This window comes from Bacillus sp. JZ34, from assembly GCF_053903205.1.
Genome location: NZ_CP096403.1, coordinates 2,575,148 through 2,596,779 on the forward strand (window position 1 = coordinate 2,575,148; position 21,632 = coordinate 2,596,779).

Annotated in this window: 23 protein-coding genes; all 23 read right to left on the reverse strand. The window is 48.8% G+C overall.

Features of this window, described 5'->3' with window-relative positions; genetic code table 11:
• Positions 1-95: 95 nt before the first annotated feature.
• The gene (locus M1D90_RS12955) at positions 96-380 is read right to left on the reverse strand and encodes a FlhB-like flagellar biosynthesis protein (protein ID WP_020451377.1); all 285 of its coding nucleotides are present in this window, start codon (positions 378-380) and stop codon (positions 96-98) included.
• A complete protein-coding gene (locus tag M1D90_RS12960) occupies positions 377-2,074 on the reverse strand; it encodes a hypothetical protein (protein WP_035400131.1) in 1,698 nt (565 codons plus the stop codon). Before M1D90_RS12960 ends, M1D90_RS12955 begins: the two co-directional genes overlap by 4 nt.
• 24 nt (positions 2,075-2,098) lie before the next feature.
• Positions 2,099-2,866: a ribonuclease HII gene (locus M1D90_RS12965; RefSeq protein ID WP_020451375.1), complete on the reverse strand. Its 768-nt coding sequence runs from the start codon at positions 2,864-2,866 to the stop codon at positions 2,099-2,101.
• A 77-nt stretch (positions 2,867-2,943) separates the two neighbouring features.
• On the reverse strand, positions 2,944-3,795 hold the full coding sequence (ylqF, locus tag M1D90_RS12970; RefSeq protein WP_020451374.1) for a ribosome biogenesis GTPase YlqF: 852 nt from the start codon (positions 3,793-3,795) through the stop codon (positions 2,944-2,946).
• A 114-nt stretch (positions 3,796-3,909) separates the two neighbouring features.
• Positions 3,910-4,257: a 50S ribosomal protein L19 gene (gene rplS / locus M1D90_RS12975; protein ID WP_020451373.1), complete on the reverse strand. Its 348-nt coding sequence runs from the start codon at positions 4,255-4,257 to the stop codon at positions 3,910-3,912.
• 138 nt (positions 4,258-4,395) lie between these two features.
• The gene (trmD, locus tag M1D90_RS12980; protein WP_020451372.1) at positions 4,396-5,127 is read right to left on the reverse strand and encodes a tRNA (guanosine(37)-N1)-methyltransferase TrmD; all 732 of its coding nucleotides are present in this window, start codon (positions 5,125-5,127) and stop codon (positions 4,396-4,398) included.
• The gene (gene rimM / locus M1D90_RS12985) at positions 5,124-5,648 is read right to left on the reverse strand and encodes a ribosome maturation factor RimM (RefSeq protein WP_020451371.1); all 525 of its coding nucleotides are present in this window, start codon (positions 5,646-5,648) and stop codon (positions 5,124-5,126) included. Before rimM ends, trmD begins: the two co-directional genes overlap by 4 nt.
• 4 nt (positions 5,649-5,652) lie before the next feature.
• The gene (locus M1D90_RS12990) at positions 5,653-6,039 is read right to left on the reverse strand and encodes a YlqD family protein (RefSeq protein ID WP_020451370.1); all 387 of its coding nucleotides are present in this window, start codon (positions 6,037-6,039) and stop codon (positions 5,653-5,655) included.
• A gap of 138 nt (positions 6,040-6,177) precedes the next feature.
• Positions 6,178-6,423, reverse strand: coding sequence for a KH domain-containing protein (locus M1D90_RS12995; RefSeq protein ID WP_023857213.1), 246 nt, complete (start codon positions 6,421-6,423; stop codon positions 6,178-6,180).
• Complete coding sequence (gene rpsP / locus M1D90_RS13000) at positions 6,423-6,695, reverse strand: 30S ribosomal protein S16 (protein WP_006638197.1); 273 nt, start codon at positions 6,693-6,695, stop codon at positions 6,423-6,425. Before rpsP ends, M1D90_RS12995 begins: the two co-directional genes overlap by 1 nt.
• A gap of 107 nt (positions 6,696-6,802) precedes the next feature.
• Positions 6,803-8,143, reverse strand: a complete 1,341-nt coding sequence (gene ffh, locus M1D90_RS13005) for a signal recognition particle protein (protein WP_023857214.1) — start codon at positions 8,141-8,143, stop codon at positions 6,803-6,805.
• 15 nt (positions 8,144-8,158) lie between these two features.
• Positions 8,159-8,482 carry a putative DNA-binding protein gene (locus M1D90_RS13010; RefSeq protein ID WP_020451367.1) on the reverse strand — a complete coding sequence of 108 codons (324 nt, stop codon included), beginning with the start codon at positions 8,480-8,482 and terminating at the stop codon, positions 8,159-8,161.
• Positions 8,483-8,615: 133 nt separating this feature from the next.
• Positions 8,616-9,602, reverse strand: a complete 987-nt coding sequence (gene ftsY, locus M1D90_RS13015) for a signal recognition particle-docking protein FtsY (RefSeq protein WP_020451366.1) — start codon at positions 9,600-9,602, stop codon at positions 8,616-8,618.
• A 16-nt stretch (positions 9,603-9,618) separates the two neighbouring features.
• Positions 9,619-13,179, reverse strand: coding sequence for a chromosome segregation protein SMC (gene smc / locus M1D90_RS13020; RefSeq protein WP_023857215.1), 3,561 nt, complete (start codon positions 13,177-13,179; stop codon positions 9,619-9,621).
• 99 nt (positions 13,180-13,278) lie between these two features.
• On the reverse strand, positions 13,279-14,028 hold the full coding sequence (gene rnc / locus M1D90_RS13025) for a ribonuclease III (protein WP_023857216.1): 750 nt from the start codon (positions 14,026-14,028) through the stop codon (positions 13,279-13,281).
• A gap of 144 nt (positions 14,029-14,172) precedes the next feature.
• Positions 14,173-14,406: an acyl carrier protein gene (acpP, locus tag M1D90_RS13030; protein ID WP_003181706.1), complete on the reverse strand. Its 234-nt coding sequence runs from the start codon at positions 14,404-14,406 to the stop codon at positions 14,173-14,175.
• Positions 14,407-14,482: 76 nt separating this feature from the next.
• A complete protein-coding gene (gene fabG, locus M1D90_RS13035) occupies positions 14,483-15,226 on the reverse strand; it encodes a 3-oxoacyl-[acyl-carrier-protein] reductase (protein ID WP_103749013.1) in 744 nt (247 codons plus the stop codon).
• Positions 15,216-16,172: an ACP S-malonyltransferase gene (gene fabD, locus M1D90_RS13040; RefSeq protein WP_020451362.1), complete on the reverse strand. Its 957-nt coding sequence runs from the start codon at positions 16,170-16,172 to the stop codon at positions 15,216-15,218. The genes fabG and fabD overlap by 11 nt, the downstream gene beginning before the upstream one ends.
• A gap of 17 nt (positions 16,173-16,189) precedes the next feature.
• Complete coding sequence (gene plsX, locus M1D90_RS13045; RefSeq protein WP_020451361.1) at positions 16,190-17,182, reverse strand: phosphate acyltransferase PlsX; 993 nt, start codon at positions 17,180-17,182, stop codon at positions 16,190-16,192.
• A gap of 17 nt (positions 17,183-17,199) precedes the next feature.
• Complete coding sequence (gene fapR, locus M1D90_RS13050; RefSeq protein ID WP_020451360.1) at positions 17,200-17,766, reverse strand: transcription factor FapR; 567 nt, start codon at positions 17,764-17,766, stop codon at positions 17,200-17,202.
• 117 nt (positions 17,767-17,883) lie between these two features.
• Positions 17,884-19,932 (reverse strand): ATP-dependent DNA helicase RecG, encoded by a 2,049-nt coding sequence (gene recG / locus M1D90_RS13055; RefSeq protein ID WP_456282807.1) that lies wholly within the window; start codon positions 19,930-19,932, stop codon positions 17,884-17,886.
• Positions 19,910-20,812, reverse strand: coding sequence for an L-serine ammonia-lyase, iron-sulfur-dependent, subunit alpha (sdaAA, locus tag M1D90_RS13060; protein ID WP_020451358.1), 903 nt, complete (start codon positions 20,810-20,812; stop codon positions 19,910-19,912). The genes recG and sdaAA overlap by 23 nt, the downstream gene beginning before the upstream one ends.
• Positions 20,813-20,829: 17 nt before the next feature.
• Positions 20,830-21,492 carry an L-serine ammonia-lyase, iron-sulfur-dependent subunit beta gene (gene sdaAB / locus M1D90_RS13065; RefSeq protein ID WP_020451357.1) on the reverse strand — a complete coding sequence of 221 codons (663 nt, stop codon included), beginning with the start codon at positions 21,490-21,492 and terminating at the stop codon, positions 20,830-20,832.
• Positions 21,493-21,632 lie beyond the last annotated feature (140 nt).

Here is a 21,632-nt window from a genome sequence, read left to right on the forward strand (position 1 = left end):
GTTTCGATGAGAAATCGTAAAATCCTTCTAAACATTCACACTTTTATTTTATTAAAAATATAAAATTAATAGAGGAAACGGCTTTTTTTCAAAAGTCATTCCCTCTTTTTCAATTTTTCATCAAGCGTATAGACGAATGAAAAGATCTCGGCGACGATTTCGTAAAGCGCTTCAGGAATGTGATCGTCAAGCTCCAAGTGGCGCATTAATTCGACAAGCGTCGCATCTTCCTGAATCGGAACGCCGGCTTTCTGCGCCTCTTCAATGATCTTCTCCGCCGTGTATCCCGATCCTTTGGCAACCACCTTCGGCGCCTTATCCTTCATTTCATCGTAGTGAAGCGCAACAGCTCTTCTTAATGGAACAGATTCTTCCTTCATATTTTCACATCCACTGCGCTCTCTGTAATTTGTTCAAAGCGGGCGTCCAGAAAAGGAGCAAGCTTCATGTTTTCCCGTTTTTTTGCTGTGACGCCTGACAAGCTGTAGCCCAGTTCTTTCAGATTTTCCTTTAAAGCGGGGACCAGCGGTTCAAGCAAAGGCTCCAAGTCGAATCCTGTTTCAATTGTAACCGTCATGACGTTTTGCTGGATTAAACAATCGATCACCGTCTCTTCCAAGGCCTCCAACTGAAGGTAAAACATAAGGCGGCACTGGGAAGGGTCGATCTTTCCGTCGTCCTTTTTCTGCCCTTTTAAGAAAACGGTCAAATCCTGAACGCCGTTCTTTGAAAACAAAGGGTACGACAGAAAAAGCTGGCTCTGGGCAGGCTGATCATTTTGCAAAAACAGCTGTCCGTTTAAACGATGAAAGATTTGATCAGCTTCCTGTTTTACAGGAGCGGGAAGATCGGAAGCATGCCTCATTTCATTCAGCACGAGCTTTAAAGATTGAAGGCCCTGATCTTTGAGAACAGCGCCGTTTTCCATCGCTCTCAACAATGAGAGTTCATCTCTGACGCCTAAAAGGTCCTTGATCTTGAGGAGAACGGAAAATACATCGGCTTTATTCGTTAATGCAGGCGCTGTTTCTTTCATGATATGCTGCAATAATTCCGTCTCTTTTGGCGTGAATCCGCCCGGAACGGCCGGAGCTTGTCCTAGAGATCCGCTCGATTCAAGCGCTCTGATGACGCCTGCCGCTTCTTTTACAATATGCGTCCCGTTCGTTTCGGCTTGTGCCGCCAATTTATTGAGCAGGTCTTTAGCTGCCGCGATTTCTGCGTTTTGCGGCTGCTGCTGAACAGCTTTTGCTTCTTGTCCTTGGGTGCCGCCGGCGTCAGCTTTTTGCAAAGGATTCCCGATTTCTGACTGAACCTGCGGCTTTAATGGCTGAACGCCCTGCAGTTCTCCTTTTTCTAGCGACCTGACGTGTTCTGCAAGCTTTTGAATCAGCCTTTCGGCATGCACCTCGGTCTCCGCTTGTAAAACAGGCAAAAGCGCCTGCTTCAGCTTTTCCATGCCTGCGGATTGCTGAGTGGCGTTCGTGATCATATCAAATGTTTTGGCAATCTGCTCGTTCAGCGGTACGGGGTTTTTGACGGCCAAAATCGAATCGAGCACGCCGGGATGGACGGGAAGTTCGCGTTTAAGAGCGAACATGACGGCATCGGCGCCTTTTTGGGCGTCAGACTTCGGCAGATTTTCAAGCCACTTGATGGCGGCTCTTAAATCGTTTTCCCTGATCGGCTGCTGCTCCTTCAGCAACGCTCCGACCAGAAAGACAGCTTCCTTCGTCCGCTTCAGAGAAAGCCCGTTCAACAGCTTAAAAGCGGCATCCTGCACTGTCTTCGGGTTTTTGTCAAACGCTTCAACGACCTGAAGGCGGCCTGTCGCTTCATCAGGCTTCTTTTCATACGAAAACCAGTAATGAGCGCCCGCTTTCAGGGGTGCCTCAAGCTTCCCCTGCCATTTCGTATTGCCGATTTGTATTTCGGCGAACTGCTCGCTGATAAAGCGGAGCACTTTGCCGAGCATCAACCTTTTCTGATCCGTCTCCGTTCCGCTGATCCGCTGGAGAGGATCAGCTTGTTCAAATTGTTTTCTTAAGCTGTTATGTACATCGTTCAGCATCATCAAAGTCATTCTTCCTCCAGAACGTTATTCATGTGCTTTAACAGGGGCGAACGATCTTCGGTGTATCGGCGACGGGCCGTATTTGGCAAGGGCATGCAGATGCTCTTTTGTTCCGTAGCCTTTATGCTTTTCAAAGCCGTAGAGAGGATACTTTGCGGCGTATTCATCCATCAGCCTGTCTCTCGTCACTTTTGCGATGCATGCGCCTGCCGCTATCGATGCGCTTTTTGCATCCCCTTTAATGATCGATGACTGCTCTGTATCGACTGCAAGCGACATGGCGTCGATTAGAAGATAATCCGGAGCGACGTCCAGCGCTTGGACCGCTTTCAGCATCGCCGCTTTCGAGGCTTCATAAATATTCAGCTCATCGATCTCATCAGCGTCAGCGATCCCGACGCCGACTGCTGCGGCTTCTTCCATAATGTATGAATAATAGTCTTCTCTTTTTTGCTTTGACAGTTTTTTCGAATCTGTCAGCCCTAATATTTCACAGTCTTCTTTGAGGATGACAGCGGCGGCAACAACAGGCCCTGCGAGAGGCCCTCTGCCCGCCTCGTCGATTCCGGCGATATATTGATAGCCCCGCGCTCTCAGCGACCGTTCGAAAGACGTCATCACCTGCCACTCTTCCTGCATGGCCGAAAGCCTTTCATTTTTCTTCAGCCAGGCGTCGACAAGCGCTTGGACGCTTTTTCGCCCATCATTTTTGCACTGCTCTATAAAAGGGTCTTTTTCATCACTCACCGATTGAAGATGTTCTTTAATTTTTTTGACGGTTAATGTTTTCACTTTCTCTTCTCCCCTAATGTTCTTATCGGCGCATCTCCTGCAAAAATAAAGGCCCGCTCTTTTAAAAGCGCGCCTTTTTACATATCCTCCGGCTTTTCAAAAGAAAGCGGACCGAACTTTTCGGTGCGGATATCGCGGATGATGACTTCTGTCGTCTTGTCGTAATTGATCTCGCCTCCGGCCATGAGACAGCCGCGTTTTTTTCCGATCTCATCAAAAAGCGCTGCAATCTCTTCTGGAATCTCTTCCAGATCATAGCGCTTTTTTAAGCGCTCAGGGTAATTCTCTTCCAAAAAGCGCAAACCGTAGACGGCGACATCCTGCAAGTTGATAATCGAATCTTTAATTGCACCTGTTGCCGCAAGCCTCAGCCCGACAAGCTCGTCCTCAAACTTCGGCCATAAAATCCCCGGGGTATCGAGAAGCTCGAGCTCTTTTCCGACCTTCACCCACTGCTGCGCCGTTGTGATCCCGGGTCTGTCGCCCGTTTTGGCGATGTTTTTTTTCGCCAGCCGGTTGATTAAAGTCGATTTGCCGACGTTCGGAATGCCGACGATCAACGCTCTGATCGCGCGCGGCTTTACACCTTTTGCTTTCATTTTATCAAACTTTTCTTTCAGCAGCTCTTTTGAAGCGGGAAGAATTTGATTGAGCCCCTGTCCGTTGACCGAGTTGATGGCGAGAGAAGGAATCCCGTCTTTTTCAAAGTGCTGCTTCCAAGCCTTCGTCACGGAGGAGTCCGCTTTATCCGCCTTGTTGAGCAGCATGATCCTCGGTTTGTTTTTTAAAATCTCTTCAATCATCGGGTTTCTTGAAGACATCGGAATTCTGGCGTCGACCAGTTCGTATACAATGTCGATCAGCTTGAGTTTCTCCGTTACTTCCCGCCTCGCTTTGGCCATATGCCCTGGGAACCATTGGATCACCATTTGTCTGACACCTACTTTCTGTTATTGCTATTCTTTTAATGGTGCGGTGCATTTATACTTGTTTGACAAAAAAAGAGCTTGTTATGGTTAACAAGCTCTTTTCGTTCGTTATCTTTATCGTCTGATTTCTTTAATACGAGCCGCTTTTCCACGAAGTTCGCGCAGGTAATAAAGTTTCGCACGGCGTACTTTACCATGACGGACAACTTCGATTTTCGCGATTTTCGGTGTGTGCAATGGGAATGTACGCTCAACTCCGACACCGTAAGAAATCTTACGAACTGTGAAAGTTTCGCTGATTCCGCCACCACGACGCTTAATCACGACACCTTCAAAAACCTGGATACGCTCACGGTTACCCTCGACAACTTTAACGTGTACACGTAAAGTATCACCAGGACGGAACGCAGGCAAATCAGTGCGCAATTGTTCTTTTGTGATATCTTCAATCAATTTTTGCATCGTCTTCAACTCCTTCCAACAGATGCTCTTGCGCGAGTTAACCGGCACAGCGGAACATCGTTTTCAAACTTAAACGAGCGTTCCCGTTCAAGTCACAAGTAGTATCATACCACACCTTTTTTCCGGGTGCAATAGAATCTACCGGTTTTTCCATTCAGAAATCCATTTTCGCTCTTCTTCAGATAAAGGATAGTTTTCCAGAAGGTCGGGCCGCCTTAAAAAAGTGCGCCTGAGAGACTCCTTCCGCCGCCATTCTTTGATTTTCGCATGGTTCCCGGATGTCAGAACGTCCGGCACCTTCAGGCCTTTATAATCTGCCGGCCGCGTATAATGAGGGTGTTCAAGAAGCCCCGTGCTGAAAGAGTCTTCAAGGTGCGATTCTTCCTTGCCGAGCACGCCCGGCAAAAGCCGCACAACACTGTCTGCGATCATCATCGCCGGCAGCTCTCCCCCTGTCAAAACGAAATCTCCGATCGAAATTTCGTCTGTAGACAGGTGCTCTCTGATCCGCTCATCATACCCTTCATAATGCCCGCAAATGAACATTAAATGCTCTTCCTGCGCCAGTTCTTCAGCTTTCTGTTGGGTATAGCGTTCCCCTTGGGGGCAGACGAGGATGATTCTCGGAGACCCTTCGGCTTCAGCTGTCAGCTTTTCGACCGCATCAAAGACAGGCTGCGGTTTCAGCACCATTCCTGCTCCCCCGCCGTATGGATAATCATCAACGGTTTGATGCTTGTTGTCGGAAAAGGCCCGAAAGTTCACCACGCGAAAGTGGACAGCGTCCTTATCCTGAGCTTTTTGCAGGATCGACGAGCCGAGCACACCTTCAAACATTTCCGGAAAAAGCGTTAAAAAATCGATTTTCATTCGTCAAGTAACCCTTCCATGATATGAATCTTGATCGTTTGATCCGCCACATTAATCTCTTTGACAACGGCGTCGATATAAGGGATAAGCGCGTCTTTCTTTCCCGGTCTGGCCACGACCCAGACATCGTTGGCGCCCGGCGTTAAAATTTCTTTGACCTTGCCGATTAAATCCCCGTCTTCCGAAAAAACATCGCAGCCGATGATTTCGTGAAAGTAGTACTCGTCTTCCGCCAACTGGCTTAATTGGTCTTCGGGAACTTTAATCAAGGCATTCTTTAATTTTTCGGCTTCGGTGAGCGTTTCAACCTCTTTAAACTGCAAAAGGTGGAACTGTTTATGAAGCCTGTGGGCGCTGACGGTCACCTTGACAGGCTCGTCTGTTCCTTCACGGAACAAGTAGAGAGCGTTTCCGGGCTTGTACCGTTCCTCAGGAAAATCGGTTCTTGAAATGACGCGGACTTCGCCTTTTACCCCATGAGTATTAACAATTTTCCCTACATTAAACCATTGTTTCAGCATTTCTTCACCTCGGACGAATTTCAATGACGATCCCGTCTTTAATCACGATTGTTTTTCCCGTCGTCATATCATGCCAATTATCCCCGACTTCAATGTCCATTAAAGCGTCGATTTCTTTTTCCTTTACTTCGCTGCCAAGCGGCAGTGTATGGATTTGATTGATTTGAAAAACGATCATTTTAATCTTGTCCTGACGTTTTTCAATTTCTTTTTTAAATGATTCAGTCGCTGCCGGATTGTGGTGTTCCTTTTCGTGCTTCCTGAGCTGAAAATAGAGCTGGTTGCATTCGCGCTCAAGGATTTCCTTTCGTTCTTCAAAAGAAGCCAGCAGCTTTTTTTTGCTGTTTTCAGTCAAAACCTGCATAACGGTAACACGTTGGATAATTTGCATGGCATCATCACCTACTGTCCCGTGATTTTTCCTTTCCCTGAAATCCCGGCAGCCTGGCATAAGCTGACAATCGGAATCGTTCATCTGTTTCTATTTTTCTTACATGTTAAAAAAGGGGGAGGTTTTCACCCTCTCCCCTTAGTCTGCGATCTCAAGTTGAACTTTCTTAGAAGACTGTGCGCCTGCCGCAAATACGACAGAGCGTATCGCCCTTGCAGTGCGCCCTTTTTTGCCGATGATCTTGCCGGTATCCTCTCTGTTGACAGACAAGCGGAACATCGTCCGCTCTGGATTTTCCTCTCTGAAAACCTGAACGTCATCCGGATGATCCACAAGCGGTTTGACCAGTGATACAATCAGCTCTTCCAAGTGCAGATCACTCATTATTTGCTTTGTTTAGCGTTGTGGAATTTTTCCATAATGCCTTCTTTAGAGAACAGGTTGCGAACCGTGTCAGACGGTTTAGCTCCTGTTTGAAGCCATTTAAGCGCAAGCTCTTCGTCAATTTTGACTTCCGCTGGTTTTGCAACCGGGTTGTAAGTTCCGACTGTTTCGATGAAACGGCCGTCACGCGGTGAACGAGAATCTGCTACAACAATACGATAGAAAGGAGATTTTTTTGCTCCCATACGTTTTAAACGAATTTTTACTGCCATTTTACTAGCACCTCCGAAAATATTTCAACAAGATAGTATATTAACAATGATAAAAGTGTTTGTAAAGTGTTTTTTCTTAACAACGTTTTTATCATCTGAAAACAGGTTTACATGAAGGGCAGTTTAAACCCTTTTTTCTTGCCTTTTGTCATGTTTGTCATCTGTTTCATCATTTTTTTCATTTCTTCAAATTGCTTTAAAAGACGGTTGACTTCCTGTACGGATGTCCCGCTTCCTTTCGCAATCCGTTTGCGCCTGCTTGCATTGATGATCTCAGGCTGCTCTTTTTCCTTCCCGGTCATCGATTTGATGATGGCTTCGATATGGCTGAGCTGTTTTTCATCAACCTTAACGTTTTTTAAGCCTTTCATTTTGCCTGCGCCGGGCATCATTTGAATCAGATCTTCAAGCGGCCCCATATTGCGGACCTGTCCGAGCTGTTCCAAAAAGTCGTCGAGCGTAAAGCTCATATTTTTCATTTTTTGCTCGAGTTCTTTCGCCTTTTCTTCGTCTACGTTGGCCTGGGCTTTCTCGATAAGGGTGAGCACATCGCCCATTCCGAGAATTCGCGAGGCCATCCGTTCGGGATGAAACGGCTCCAGCGCATCAAGCTTTTCGCCCATTCCGGCAAATTTGATCGGCGTGTTGGTCACGGCGCGGATCGACAAGGCCGCCCCGCCTCTTGTATCACCGTCAAGCTTCGTCAGAATGACACCCGTCACACCGAGCTGTTCGTTGAAGCTTTTGGCAACATTTACCGCATCTTGACCCGTCATGGAATCAACGACAAGGAAAATCTCTTCCGGCTGAGCTGTTTCTTTTACCTGCTCAAGCTCATCCATCAGGTCTTCATCAATGTGAAGGCGTCCCGCCGTATCGATGAGAACGTAGTCATGATGATCTTCTTTCGCCTTTTCGATGGCCTGCTTGGCAATCTCAACCGGACTGACCTTGTCACCCAGTGAAAATACCGGCATATCGAGCTGTTTGCCGAGCGTTTCCAGCTGTTTGATCGCCGCCGGGCGGTAGATGTCTGCTGCCACGAGCAGCGGATTGCGGTTATGTTTTTTGCGAAGCAGGTTGGCGAGCTTTCCGGTCGACGTCGTTTTACCGGCCCCTTGCAGACCGACCAGCATGATGACGGTCGGCGGACGCTTTGCAGCGGCAATCTTGCTTTCCTCGCCGCCCATCAGCTCCGTCAGTTCTTCTTTTACCACTTTAATGACCTGCTGTCCGGGCGTCAGGCTTTTCATGACGTCTTGTCCGACAGCTCGTTCGCTTACCTTTTTCACAAAATCTTTCACGACTTTAAAATTGACGTCCGCTTCAAGGAGCGCTAAACGGACTTCGCGCATCATGTCTTTGACGTCTTGCTCCGTTACTTTTCCTTTTCCGCGGATTTTTGAGATCGTTTGCTGCAGTCGGTCGGCTAATCCTTCGAATGCCATATTAAGTGCCGCCTCCTAATCTAATTTCTCAAGCGCGTCGATCAGGGATTCCGCTTCGGGCTGACCGTCAGTCAGCTTTCTCAGCTCTTCAAAAATCTTATTGCGCTCTTGAAATTTTTTAAACAAAAGTAGCTTTTCTTCATATTGCTCAAGCATGGCTTCGGTCCGCTTGATATTGTCATAGACCGCTTGCCTTGAGACATGATATTCTTCAGCTATTTCGCCAAGGGAGAAATCGTCTAAGTAGTAAAGCGACATGTAGCTTTTTTGTTTTGATGTCAACAACGACTGATAGAAATCGAATAGGTAATTCATTCTCGTTGTTTTTTCAAGCGTCATGAGACTCTCCCCTTTGTTAAGTCAAATCCCTTTACGATACATTAGTTTACGCTGAAATATTTGATCTGTCAAGTTTTTATCTTGTCATACATGACGGCGAAAAAGAAAACCCCGGCGAAGGGGTTTTCCGCGCCTACTCTTCTTTCTCGATCAGATCGGAAAACAGGCCGTATACATATGACTCTGCTTCAAACGGCTGCAGGTCATCCATTTTTTCTCCCAGTCCGACAAACTTGACCGGAATCTGGAGCTCGTGGCGGATGGCGAGGACGATGCCGCCTTTTGCCGTTCCGTCGAGCTTCGTCAGCACGATGCCGGAGACATCAGTCGCTTTGGAAAATTCGCGCGCCTGTGTCATCGCGTTCTGTCCTGTCGTCGCATCCAGTACGAGCAGCACTTCATGAGGTGCATCAGGCACTTCGCGCTGAATCACGCGCTTTACCTTTTCGAGTTCTTTCATTAAGTTCACTTTATTTTGGAGACGTCCTGCCGTGTCGCAAAGCAGAACATCGGCGCCGCGCGCTTTCGCGGCTTGAACGGCGTCATAGATAACGGCCGCAGGGTCCGAGCCTTCAGCCTGTTTGACGACATGCGCGCCGACGCGCTCTCCCCACACTTCAAGCTGATCGATCGCGCCGGCTCTGAATGTATCTCCGGCAGCAAGGACGACATTTTTGCCTTCTTTGATGAATTGATGGGCAAGCTTGCCGATCGTCGTCGTTTTGCCGACGCCGTTGACGCCGACGAATAAAATGATGTTTAAGCGGCCGTCTTCGACGCGGAGCTCTGCTGCTTCCTGCTCCCCGCCTTCATAGATTTCGACGAGCTTTTCAGAAATGACGGACTGAACCTCTTTCGGGTCCTGAATATTTCTTCGTTTGACCTCGCTTTTCAGTTCGTCAATCAGCTCCATCACCGTTGAAACGCCGACATCAGCGCTGATCAGAACCTCTTCAAGCTCTTCAAAAAAATCCTCGTCCACTTTCCGGTAGCGGGAGACAAGCTCATTGACCCGCTCCTGAAACGTATTTCTCGTTTTCGCCAGGCCTTCTTTAAATTTGCCTGAAACCGAATCGGTCTGCTGTGTGATTTTTTCTTTCAGTTTTTTAAAAAAGCTCATGTCCTGTAACCTCGCTTTATTGAACTAGTTCTTTTGTTTCTTCAAGCTTGACTGAGACCAGCTTGGAAACGCCTGATTCCTGCATCGTCACGCCGTAAAGAACATCGGCTTCTTCCATCGTTCCTTTCCGGTGGGTGATGACGATAAACTGGGTTTCATGGCTGTATTTTTTCAAGTATTGGGCAAAGCGGAACACGTTCGCTTCGTCAAGCGCCGCCTCGACTTCATCCAGCACGCAGAACGGAACCGGTCTGACTTTGAGGATCGAAAACAGGAGCGCGATCGCCGTCAAGGCCCGTTCCCCGCCGGAAAGCAGGCTCAGGTTCTGCAGCTTTTTGCCCGGAGGCTGAGCGATAATATCGACGCCCGATTGGAGCAGGTCATTCGGATCTGTCAGCTTGAGTTCGGCTCTTCCGCCGCCGAACAGCGCCCGGAAAACGTCTTCGAAATGAGAACTGATCTGTGCAAATGTTTCCGCAAAACGCTTCGTCATTTCCTCATCCATTTCCTCGATAACCTTAAAGAGCGTATTTTTCGCTTCGAGCAGGTCGTCTTTCTGCTCCGAGAGGAAGAGGTAGCGTTCATTGACCCTTTCGAATTCCTCAATGCTGCCGAGGTTCACCGTTCCCAGCTCTTCGATTGCAAGCTTGATCAGCTTGACGCGCTTCCTCGCCTCTTCAGGGGAAAGCTCCAAAGGATATTTTTCCCTCGCCCCTTCAAATGAAAGTCCATACTCTTCCCGCAGGAAAGAGAGCAGGTTGTCGAGTTCGACTTCCATGCGGCCGAGCTTGACTTCTTCGTCTTTTAAGAGGCCTGCCATCTGCTTATACTGGCGCTTCATTTCTTTCAGTTCCAGCTCTTCGGTTTCAAGGCCTTTTTGCAGTTTCATCCGCTGCTCTCTTCTTGATGCGATAAGCTCTGCGGTTTTATTTTTGTCGTTCAGCTTCTTTTTCGCAGCTTCTTCAAGTTTTTCCTCCCCGGAAGTATTGGAGGACATTTCTGTCGTCAAGAAAGAGAGATCCTCTTCGGCAATTTTGAGCGCTTCCGCATTCTCGGCATACTCTTCTTCAAGCCTTGCGAGCTTTTCCCGTTCATTCGCACACGACTGTTCGGTTTTCGCCAGCACCACTTTCAAATCGGTCAGCTCGCTTTGCAGCGCTTCTTTCGTCGAGGTCTGTGTCTGTTTCCGCTCCGTCATGGCTTCGATTTCGGAATCGAGGCGCTTCAGCCCGCCGGCGATCGATGTGAGCTTTTCTTCAAGCTCTTTTTTACGCCGTTTCTTGTCTTCGTCCCCTTCGAGCAGAGCCGATTTTTCCTGGTCGTAGAGCTCCAAATGGCTGTTGACGTTTTTCTCGGCGATTTCGAGTTCGTACAGACGCCCTTTGATTTCCTGCTGTTCGGTTCTTAAGCCTTCCCCGTCCTCGCGGAGTGACTGAAGTTTGGCATCAAGCTCTTGCATCGTCTGCTTCAGGGCTTTCACTTCTTTTTCGAGCAATTCGGTTTTCTCTTCCATCTCGGCGAGACGTTTTGTCTGGGCTTCCAGCTCCCTGTTGCGTCCCAGAAGCGAGCTGCTTTTTTTCTTAACGGCTCCTCCCGTCATTGAACCGCCCGGATTGACGACATCCCCTTCAAGGGTGACGATCCGGTATCTGTGGCCGAGCCGTTTGGCAAGATCGTTGGCGCCTTTTAAATGCTCGGTGATCAGCACGGTGCCAAGCAGGTTTTGCACGACGGTCCGGTAGGCCGGATCAAACGAAACAAGCTCGCTGGCGATGCCGATGAACGACGGATTTTCTTTCGCCGCTTCGATATCTCGCGACTGAATGCGGCGCTCTTTGATGACGGAAAGCGGGAGAAAGGTCGCCCTTCCGAACGAATGCTTTTTCAAATATTGAATCGCCCGTCTGGCGGCGTCTTCATCGTCAGTGACAACATGTTGGGCCGTTGCGCCGAGCGCGATTTCAATCGCTGTTTCATACCGCTCGTCCGTCTTTAACAGCTCGGCAATCGCACCGCGAATGCCCGGAAGCTCGCTCTTGGCCTTTAATACTTCTTTGACGCCTTGATAAAACCCTGAGAAGTCCTCCTGCATCGCTTCAAGCATTTCCTTTTTGGAGCGCGCCTGCTGAACGTATTGATAAGCTTGGTAAAGGGCGGATTCCTTTTTCTCGTACTGGCTTTTTTTCTGTTCATAGCTTTTTTGCGCGTCCCTGAATGCTTGAATCTGGCTGTGAAGGCGCTCGTCGACGAGGCTGAATTCGTGTTCGGTTTTCATCTTTCGGTCGGCGATTTCCTTCCGCTCGCTTAAATATTTTTCATTGTTTTGCGCGAGTCGTTTTTGCTGCGCCGCGGATTGGGACATTTGGTCTTCAAGAAATTGAAGCTCGTTTCGGACGGATGCCTGTTCGTTCAAGAGCTCGAAATAATCGCTTTTCAGCTGTTCGATTTCTTCTTCTACATTTTCGCTGTATCCGGATAGAGCCTGATTCTTTTCTTTCACCTTTCGGGCAAGCTCTTTTGCTTCGGCCTCGAGCTTTTCAAACACAAGCTTCTGCGCGGCGATTTTTTCTTTCAGGCTTCGCTCTTTTTCACTGCGCTGGACGAGCGCTTCTTCAAGCTGAGCTCTGTTTTGCGTCGCGTTTTTTTTGCGTTCCTTCAGCACTTCTTTCCGGCCTTCAAGCTTCTCCAGTTCCTCGCTTGTCAAAAGCAGCACTTGCTGAAGCTCATCGACCGATTCGTCGAGCGCTTGAATTTTGTCTCTTGCCTCTTCGATTTTGGCTTCCTTTGCCTGGATGGCCGCAGACGAAGACATCTCTTCGTCTTTCGCCTTTTCGACTTTCTGCTGAAGGGCTTCCCATTTTCCGTGAAGCTCTTCGATATCATACGCCGTTAACGCGATTTCGATTTTTTCAAGCTCATCCTTTTTTTCAAGGTAGTCTTTGGCGATCGAAGCCTGCACTTTCAGCGGCTCCACCTGCCCCTCGAGCTCGTGGAGGATGTCTTCGACACGGTTCAAATTGTCCTGTGTCTCAAACAGCTTGTTTTCGGCTTTTTTCTTTCTCGTTTTGTATTTTAATACGCCGGCCGCTTCTTCAAAGATGCTTCTCCGCTCTTCAGCCTTGCTGCTTAAAATCTCTTCGACTTTGCCTTGGCTGATGATGGAAAACGCTTCTTTTCCAAGCCCCGAATCCATAAAAAGATCAATGATATCTTTCAGACGGCACGGCTGGTTGTTGATGAGAAATTCGCTTTCCCCAGATCTGTAGACTCTTCTCGTCACACTGACTTCGTGAAAATCGATCGGCAAAAAGCGGTCGTCATTGTCAAGCGTCAGCGTCACTTCGGCAAGATTCAGCTTTTTCCGCGAATCGCTGCCTGCAAAAATGATGTCTTCCATTTTACCGCCTCTGAGCGATTTGGCGGACTGTTCACCGAGCACCCAGCGGATCGCGTCGGTAATGTTGCTTTTTCCGCTGCCGTTCGGACCGACGACAGCTGTCACGCCTTTTACAAAATCTACAGAAATTCGTTCTGCAAACGATTTAAATCCTATCACGTCTAAACGTTTGAGGAACATGGTGATCCTCCTTATGTATTAAAGTATTACAATTCTATCATAACCCCATCGAAAAGGCTTAAAATACATTGAAATCCCCCTGAGTTTTGCAAGGGGGATTTATTGTTTCATATGGTGTTTTTGCAGCCTCGCGAGCGCTTCTTGAGCGGCATGCTGTTCTGCTTCTTTTTTGGAACGGCCGCTTCCCACCCCAAGTACTTCTCCTTTTAGCGATACGTTTGCTTCAAATTCGCGGTTGTGCGCCGGTCCTTTTTCCTGAAGGATTTTATACTCCAGAATACCTCGTCCGTCGCGCTGTACAAATTCCTGCAGCTGGCTTTTAAAATCCATCACATGAGAAAAAGCACCATCGTCGATTTTAGGGAAAACGTACGCTTTCAGAAAGGCCACGACAGCTTCGAGCCCCTGATCCAGATAGAGCGCACCGATAAAAGCTTCAAACACATCGGCTAAAAGCGCCGGACGCTTTCTTCCTCCAGTCATTTCCTCTCCTTTTCCCAATAGAACAAGCTCTCCGAAAGAAAGCTCATGGGCCAGGGAAACCAAAGAAGGCTCACATACGATCGCCGCTCTCAATTTCGTCAAATCACCCTCGCTCATCGCCGGGTATTTGGCGTATAAAAATTGAGAAATCGTCAGTTCCAAAACGGCGTCTCCTAAAAATTCAAGCCTCTCATTATCTTCATATGGCTTCTTTCGATGCTCATTCACATAAGATGAATGTGTAAATGCTTGATATAAAAGCTTCTCGTTTTGAAATTGAACCGAAATCCGTTCCTGAAACTTTTTAAACTGCTCCGCTTTCTTTTGAAACATTTTTTTGTCTCTGAAATGTGAATGTTTTGACATAGCAACCTCCATATGGGCACATCAAGTTCACCTCACCTCCTATGAAAAGGCAGGTTCGTGTATCATTGGGCAGCAAAACATTAAAATTAAAGCCGCATTTATAAAGGGATAAAGCCCCGTCTTTAAACGGGACTTTAAATGAGCTTACTGCTTACTATTTATGTAGTTCACAGCGTCACCGACTGTTGCAATCTTTTCAGCATCTTCGTCAGAAATCTCCATATCAAACTCGTCTTCAAGTTCCATGACAAGCTCAACTACATCAAGGGAATCAGCGCCTAAATCCTCTTTAAAAGAAGCTTCAAGAGTGACGTCGGCTTCATCCACGCCGAGGCGGTCTACGATGATTTTTGTTACACGCTCTAATGCGTCTGCCATAGCTATTCACCTCCCCTCAAGTATTATAGTTGATTCGTTTTTAAAAAACCAGAGATAATTCAATTTTTGATTTCGTTTAAACCATAGCCATTCCGCCGTTGATGTTCAGCGTCTGGCCGGTCATGTAGCTCGCATGGTCAGATGCGAGGAAAACAACGGCGCTGCTGATGTCAGACGGATCGCCGAACCGTGCAAGCGGAATCTGCTTCAGCATTTCGTCTTGAATATCTTTTGTCAGCTTGTCCGTCATTTCCGTCGAAATAAACCCCGGAGCGATTGCATTAACGGTGATATTTCTTGACGCAAGCTCTTTCGCCAGCGTTTTCGTCAAGCCGATCACGCCTGATTTAGCCGCGACATAGTTGGCCTGTCCGGCGTTACCGACGACGCCTACAACCGAGGTGATGTTGATGATCCGGCCGCTTCTTTGTTTCATCATCTGTCTTGTTACGGCTTTTGAACAATTGAACACACCTTTTAAGTTTATGTTAATGACGTCGTCCCATTCATCTTCTTTCATTCTCATGAACAGATTGTCTTTTGTAATGCCCGCATTGTTGACAAGGATGTCAAGCGTGCCGAAGCGGCCGACCGCTTCCTTCATCATCGCCTGAACCTCATCCGCATTTGAAACGTCCGCTTTAAAAGCAAACGCATCGCGGCCGAGCGCTTTGATTTCGTCTACAACTTCGTTCGCTTTCGCTTCATTGCCCGCGTAGTTGACGACGACATTTGCTCCGTTTTTCGCCAGGTCCAGGGCGATCGCGCGGCCGATCCCTCTTGAGGCTCCTGTAACAACGGCTGTTTTATTATCCAGCATTTTCGTTTTCCTCCTTCAACGTTTGAACGGCAAGTTCAATTGTGTTCGGGTCTGACACAGCAATCGTTTTGACTCTGCGGTTCACTTTCTTCACAAGCCCTGACAAAACCTTTCCGGGGCCGATTTCGATGAACGTCGTCACGCCTTCGTCAATCAGGCGGCTGATTGTTTCTTCAAATCGCACAGGAGAATACAGCTGTTCAATCAGTTTATTCTTAATGTCGTCTTTATCTGTTACAAAGTCGGCTGTTACGTTGGAGACGACCGGAATGGCTGCATCGCTGATCTTGCACGCATCAAGAACTTCACGAAGCTTATCAGCTGCCGGCTTCATCAGGTCGGAATGGAACGGCCCGCTGACTTCGAGAGGAATCGCGCGTTTTGCGCCCTTTTCTTTGGCAAGCTCTGAAGCGAGCTCGACGCCTTTAGCTGTTCCCGAGATGACGATCTGCCCGGGGCAGTTCAAATTGGCGAGCTGAACAAGGTTTCCTTCTTCGGAAACTTTGTCCGTCACTTCTTTCAGCGCCTGGCTATCCATGCCGAGAATGGCCGCCATCGCGCCTTCACCTGCGGGCACGGCTTCATTCATGAATTCGCCGCGCTTTCTGACGGCATAAACCGCGTCTTTAAACGACAAGGCGCCGGCAGCTACCAATGCGCTGTACTCGCCGAGGCTGTGCCCTGCCGCATAGTCGGCTTTAATGCCGTATTCCTTCAGTTTTTGAAGCGCTGCGGTACTCGCTGTTAAAAGGCTTGGCTGCGCGTTGTATGTAAGTGTCAGTTCTTTTGCATCCCCTTCAAACATGAGGGTGCTCAGTTTTGTTTCAAGCGTTTGATCCGCTTCTTCAAAAATCTTCTTTGCATTCGGTTCTTTTTCATACAATTCGTGTCCCATGCCGATATGCTGCGAACCTTGGCCCGGGAATAGAAAAGCAATCTTGCCCATATGTTAAAACCTCCAGACTATTCATCTGCTTTTTGTTGAATTTTTTCTTCGATAAATTCAGCGACATTTTGGCTGACCATCTCTCTGGCCTGGCGGATCGCGTGATAAACGGCCCGTCCGTCAGATGATCCGTGCGCTTTGATGACGGGCGCCTTTAAGCCGAACAATCCGGCTCCGCCGTATTCAGAGTAATCCATCTTCGTTTTCATTTCTTTCAGCTTCGGCTTCAGCGCAGAGGCGGCGAGCTTCGCCGTGAAGCTCGAAGTCAGCGTCGTTCTCAGCATTTTAAAAATGGACAGCGCCGCGCCCTCGACCGTTTTCAAGGCAACGTTACCGGTAAAGCCGTCTGTCACGATGACATCAGCGACTCCGTCCAGCATGTCGCGCGCTTCCACATTGCCGATGAAATTCAAATCGGTTTCCTTTAATTTTTGAAAGGTCTGCTTGGCAAGCTCATTTCCTTTTTTGTCTTCGGTTCCGACGTTTAAAAGTCCGATGCGCGGATTTTTGACGCCCAGCACCTGTTCTCCGTAAACAGATCCCATAATGGCATATTGAACGAGATGTTCGGGCTTGGCGTCCACATTCGCTCCGACATCAAGAAGGAGAAAGCCGTCTCCGGAGACAGTCGGCAATGTCGGCGCCAACGCAGGCCTTTCAATCCCTTCAATCCGGCCGACGATAAAGAGCCCGGCCGTCATAAGCGCTCCGGTGTTTCCGGCGGAAATGCAGGCATCCGCCCTGCCTTCGGCGACTTCTCCGGCCATCAGAACCATCGATGAATTCTTCTTTCTTCTGACGGCTCTGACAGGTTCGTCTGTCGCCTCGATGACTTCTTCCGCGTGCTTGACAGTGATCCGCCCGTGCTCCGTTAAATGGGCGGCAATTTTTTCCCGGTCGCCGATCAGCGTAATCTCGAGGTCTTCAAAATCTTCGACCGCTTTCATCACGCCTTCAATAACCGCTTTGGGAGCATTGTCTCCTCCCATGGCATCTACAGCAATTTTCATGACTTACGCGCCACCTTCTATGATTGTTTTGAACGATACATGACAAATTCGCCTGAAAACACAGGCTCTTCGGCAACATAGCTGTTCACTTCAACAACCGTTCTGCCTTTATCTTTATCAAGCTTTACGACTTTCGCTTTTGCAACGACCCGTTCGCCTTGCTTGACCTGCCTGGTAAAGCGGATGTCCGCTTTGGCCGTCAATGCGAGCTCATCGTCGATGAGGGCAACGGCGAGCGAGTTGGCCTGGGCAAACAAATGGTGTCCCCTGGCGATTTGATTTCGGCTGAAAACGTGCTCCGTTCTGATCTCCAGAATGGAAATCGCGTGCTCATCCAGCTCCAAATCAATGATCTCGCCAATGACCTCGTCGAGCGGGAGAGACTTGACTTCATCTTCAAGAGATTTCTCGGCAACACTTTTGATTCTTTCTCTCAGTTCAGGTATGGAAAGTTCCAAACGGTCCAAGCGAATCGTCTGAATGCTGACGTTAAATTTCTCCGCTAACTCCTCGTCCGTAATAAACGGGGTCGTACGAATCGTCTGCTGCAGCAATTCTTGGCGTTCTCTCTTACTTTTTCTCATGTTTTTAAACACCATCCGCGCAATTATGACTAGGTACTAATAGTAGTATATAATTTCATAGATTGGAATGCAATCTTTCTTTACCCGCCGACAATAAATTTTCACAGGACTTCCAGGTCAGCTCAGCTTTTCTCCTTCCATCACCCCGCTGTTTTGCAAGTGTTCCCGCAGGCTTTCATATTCGGCATCCGTCCAGAACGCCTTTGAAGAGACAAGTTCTGCAGCGTCTCTTCTTGCCGTTTCCAGCGCGCGGTAGTCGTGAACCATGTCAGCGACTTTAAACTCCGGCATCCCGCTCTGTTTTTTGCCGAAGAAGTCCCCGGGTCCTCTGAGTTCAAGGTCCTTTTCAGAAAGCTCAAAGCCGTCGGTCGTCTCAGACATGATGCTCATGCGCTCTTTGCCCGTTTCAGATTTCGGGTCTGCCATCAGGATGCAATACGACTGGTGGTCGCCCCGCCCGACCCGGCCGCGAAGCTGGTGCAGCTGGGAAAGACCGAACCGGTCGGCATCATAGATCAGCATGACCGTCGCATTCGGAACGTTTACGCCGACTTCAACGACGGTTGTGGAAACGAGAATCTGGCATTCGTTTTTGCTGAACTGCCTCATCACCTGTTCTTTCTCGTCATTTGAGAGCTTTCCGTGCATGAGACCGATCTGCCACCTTCCTCTGAAAGCATGGGTCAGCATGCTGTGCACATCGATGGCGTTTTGAACGTCGAGCTTGTCCGATTCTTCGATCAAGGGACAAATCACATATGCCTGTCTGCCTTTTTTCAGTTCTTTTTCGATAAACGCGAGAATTCGTTCGAGCATGTCGTGCTTCACCCAATAAGTCTCGATCCGCTTTCGCCCAGCCGGCATTTCATCGATGACGGACACATCCATTTCCCCGAAAACCGTAATCGCCAGTGTCCTTGGAATCGGCGTCGCCGTCATAAACAAGACATCGGGATCTTTCCCTTTGCTTCTCAGTTTTTTTCTTTGCTCGACACCGAAGCGGTGCTGTTCATCAGTGATCACGAGACCGAGCTGTTTAAAATGGACATCGTCCTGAATAAGGGCGTGCGTCCCCACCAAAATATCAATTTCTCCTTCTTTTAATCTTTCTAAAAGCTCTCTTCTCCTTTTCCTTTTCACAGAGCTTGTTAAAAGCGCAACATTGACATCGTACTGCTCAAAGAGGGATACCAATGAATCGGCGTGCTGTTCCGCCAGTATTTCGGTCGGCACCATCATCGCTCCCTGGAATCCCGAAAGCAGCGAGGCGTATAACGCAATCGCGGCGACGGCCGTTTTGCCTGATCCGACGTCTCCTTGTAAAAGCCGATTCATTTTATACCCTGAAGCCATGTCCCTTAATATGTCGTCGAGCGCTTTCGCCTGCGCGTTTGTCAAAGGAAACGGGAGGCTTTTGACAAACGAATTGACGTCTTCCGTTTTAAAGGTGTGGCTGATTCCGTCGGACGCCTCCCGCTCGAACTTCCGTAAAGCCTGCATTTTCAGCTGAAACAGTAAAAATTCTTCATATACAAAGCGGCGCCGCGCATGTTTTAAAGCTTCCCTCGACTCGGGCTTGTGCATCGCCTTCACCGCCTCCTGGTAAGACAGAAGTTTATAGGCGGTCCTAAGCTTTTCCGGAAGGGGGTCTTCGGCAGACGGCAAATGGCTGCGGACGGCTTCCTGAATCAATTTCCTCATTGTCTTTACGGTGATATTTTCTTTGACGGAGTAAACGGGCTCAATCGACTGGTCACCTTGGTGCGGCCCGTTTTTCAGCTCCTGTACCATCACGGATTGTCTGTGCTTGTCCCATTTTCCGGTTACGGTAACGATCGAACCGATCGCAAGCTTTTTTTTCAAATAAGGCCTGTTAAAACAAACTGCTGTGATCAAATAGTTTCCGACCAATAGCCGGAACGTGAGGCGGCTCCGCTTTTTCCCGTAATAGGCAAGAGAAGGCTCGCTGTGAACCTTCCCTTCTACCGTCACTCGTTCGTCGTGTGCCACTTCTTCCAAATCGCGCAATTCATAATCGTCATATCGGTACGGGAAGTAGTTTAAAAGATCAAGAACCGTATAGATTCCGAGCTCATTTAACGTTTTTTCCGTTTCCGTCCCGACGCCTTTTATAACAGATATACTAAGTTGCAGATTGTGTTCCACGTGCAGCTGACGCTCCTCCGAATATTTTTTTCTCCAATTCTTTGCCCGTCGGTGTTGCAGCAAGACCGCCCCGGCCTGTTTCCCTCAGTGCCGTCGGCATCGTCTGCCCGATTTTATACATCGCATCGATCACTTCATCGCATGGAATGCGGCTTGTAATGCCGGCAAGCGCCATATCAGCCGCGACCATCGCGTTGGCTGCGCCCATTGCGTTCCGCTTCACACACGGCACCTCAACAAGCCCTGCGACAGGATCGCAGACTAGACCGAGTACGTTTTTTAAAGCGATGGCCATCGCTTCGGCGCACTGTTCAGGGGTTCCGCCCGCCATTTCGACGATGGCGGCAGCCGCCATGCCCGAGGCCGAGCCGACTTCAGCCTGACAGCCTCCCGCGGCTCCCGAAATGCTCGCATTGTTGGCAACGACGAATCCGAACGCTCCCGATGTAAATAAAAAGCGGACCATCTGCTCTTTCGTCGGCTGAAGTTTCTCTTTTACCGCAAAAAGCGTCCCCGGGACAACGCCGGCCGAACCGGCCGTCGGCGTTGCGCAAATCGTTCCCATCGCAGCGTTGACTTCATTTGTCGCAACCGCTTTGCTGACAGCGTCAAGGATGACATCCCCTGACAGCCCTTTGCCCGATTTGAGGTAGGCTTGAAGCTTAACGGCGTCTCCCCCCGTCAATCCGGAGTGCGACACGACGCCTTCAACACCTTTTTGCACAGCATCTTCCATCACGGTCAAGTTGGCTTCCATCTGCTCGAATATTTCTTCCCGCGTCCGGCCTGACACCTCGATCTCCTGCGCGATCATGATTTCAGAGATGGACACGTTCTTTTCTTTTGTCAGCTGAATTAATTCTTTTACATTTCGAAACATATCGTCTCACCCTCCTTTTAGTCAGCGATCTGGGTCACCTCAATGATGTTCGGCAGCGCTCTCAATTCTTCAAAAACAGCCGGATCGATCGTTTGATCGACCTCAATCGTCATGAGCGCTTCCTGGCCGACGTCTTTGCGGGCCACTTCCATATGGCCGATGTTGATTGCGAACTTTGCAAGCACATTGGCTACGCCTGCAATCGTTCCGTAGCGGTCGTTATGGACGACTAAAATAGCAGGGTGATTTCCCGACAATCTGAGCTCAAAGCCGTTCAGCTCAATGATTTCGATTTTCCCCCCGCCGATTGAGATGCCTGCGAGTTCAAGGGAGCCTTCATCATCAGAGATGAGGATGCGGGCTGTATTGGGATGCGTCGGAACCGCTTCTTCTTCCCGGAACTCGATGGCGATTCCCTTTTCTTCAGCTAGGCGGATCGAATCTTTGATTCTTTCATCAAATGTATCAAAATCCAAAAGGCCGCCGATGATCGCAACATCTGTTCCATGTCCTTTATACGTCTCGGCAAAAGAACCGTACAATGACACAACGATTTGTTTCGGCTCCCTCCCAAACACGCTTCTGGCGACTCTGCCGATTCTGGCCGCGCCGGCCGTATGAGAACTTGACGGACCGATCATGACGGGCCCGATAATATCAAACACACTTCTGTACTTCATCCTTATCCCCCTTTTACACACAGATTCCCCCGCTGTACGGAGGAAAAAAAGCCGTTTTTTTTAGACTAATCGATCATTCCCCAATTGGCAAGCAGACAACGTCCGAGCGGGCTGATGCTTTAAAAAAAGCCAAAAGAAGA

Coding starts and splice junctions, on each gene's coding strand:
- M1D90_RS12990 (WP_020451370.1), bottom strand. CDS start 6,039: ATGCAAATTATCCAACGTGTTACCGTTATGCAGGTTTTGACTGAAAAC.
- rpsP (WP_006638197.1), bottom strand. CDS start 6,695: ATGGCAGTAAAAATTCGTTTAAAACGTATGGGAGCAAAAAAATCTCCT.
- rnc (WP_023857216.1), bottom strand. CDS start 14,028: ATGTCAAAACATTCACATTTCAGAGACAAAAAAATGTTTCAAAAGAAA.
- M1D90_RS13010 (WP_020451367.1), bottom strand. CDS start 8,482: ATGACGCTTGAAAAAACAACGAGAATGAATTACCTATTCGATTTCTAT.
- rplS (WP_020451373.1), bottom strand. CDS start 4,257: ATGCAAAAATTGATTGAAGATATCACAAAAGAACAATTGCGCACTGAT.
- ftsY (WP_020451366.1), bottom strand. CDS start 9,602: ATGAGCTTTTTTAAAAAACTGAAAGAAAAAATCACACAGCAGACCGAT.
- sdaAB (WP_020451357.1), bottom strand. CDS start 21,492: ATGAAGTACAGAAGTGTGTTTGATATTATCGGGCCCGTCATGATCGGT.
- plsX (WP_020451361.1), bottom strand. CDS start 17,182: ATGAAAATTGCTGTAGATGCCATGGGAGGAGACAATGCTCCCAAAGCG.
- fabD (WP_020451362.1), bottom strand. CDS start 16,172: ATGGGCAAGATTGCTTTTCTATTCCCGGGCCAAGGTTCGCAGCATATC.
- sdaAA (WP_020451358.1), bottom strand. CDS start 20,812: ATGTTTCGAAATGTAAAAGAATTAATTCAGCTGACAAAAGAAAAGAAC.
- M1D90_RS12955 (WP_020451377.1), bottom strand. CDS start 380: ATGAAGGAAGAATCTGTTCCATTAAGAAGAGCTGTTGCGCTTCACTAC.
- ffh (WP_023857214.1), bottom strand. CDS start 8,143: ATGGCATTCGAAGGATTAGCCGACCGACTGCAGCAAACGATCTCAAAA.
- M1D90_RS12995 (WP_023857213.1), bottom strand. CDS start 6,423: ATGAGTGATCTGCACTTGGAAGAGCTGATTGTATCACTGGTCAAACCG.
- M1D90_RS12960 (WP_035400131.1), bottom strand. CDS start 2,074: ATGATGCTGAACGATGTACATAACAGCTTAAGAAAACAATTTGAACAA.
- smc (WP_023857215.1), bottom strand. CDS start 13,179: ATGTTCCTCAAACGTTTAGACGTGATAGGATTTAAATCGTTTGCAGAA.
- fapR (WP_020451360.1), bottom strand. CDS start 17,766: ATGAGAAAAAGTAAGAGAGAACGCCAAGAATTGCTGCAGCAGACGATT.
- acpP (WP_003181706.1), bottom strand. CDS start 14,406: ATGGCAGACGCATTAGAGCGTGTAACAAAAATCATCGTAGACCGCCTC.
- trmD (WP_020451372.1), bottom strand. CDS start 5,127: ATGAAAATCGATTTTTTAACGCTTTTTCCGGAAATGTTTGAAGGTGTG.
- fabG (WP_103749013.1), bottom strand. CDS start 15,226: ATGCTGGATAATAAAACAGCCGTTGTTACAGGAGCCTCAAGAGGGATC.
- rimM (WP_020451371.1), bottom strand. CDS start 5,648: ATGCTGAAACAATGGTTTAATGTAGGGAAAATTGTTAATACTCATGGG.
- ylqF (WP_020451374.1), bottom strand. CDS start 3,795: ATGGTGATCCAATGGTTCCCAGGGCATATGGCCAAAGCGAGGCGGGAA.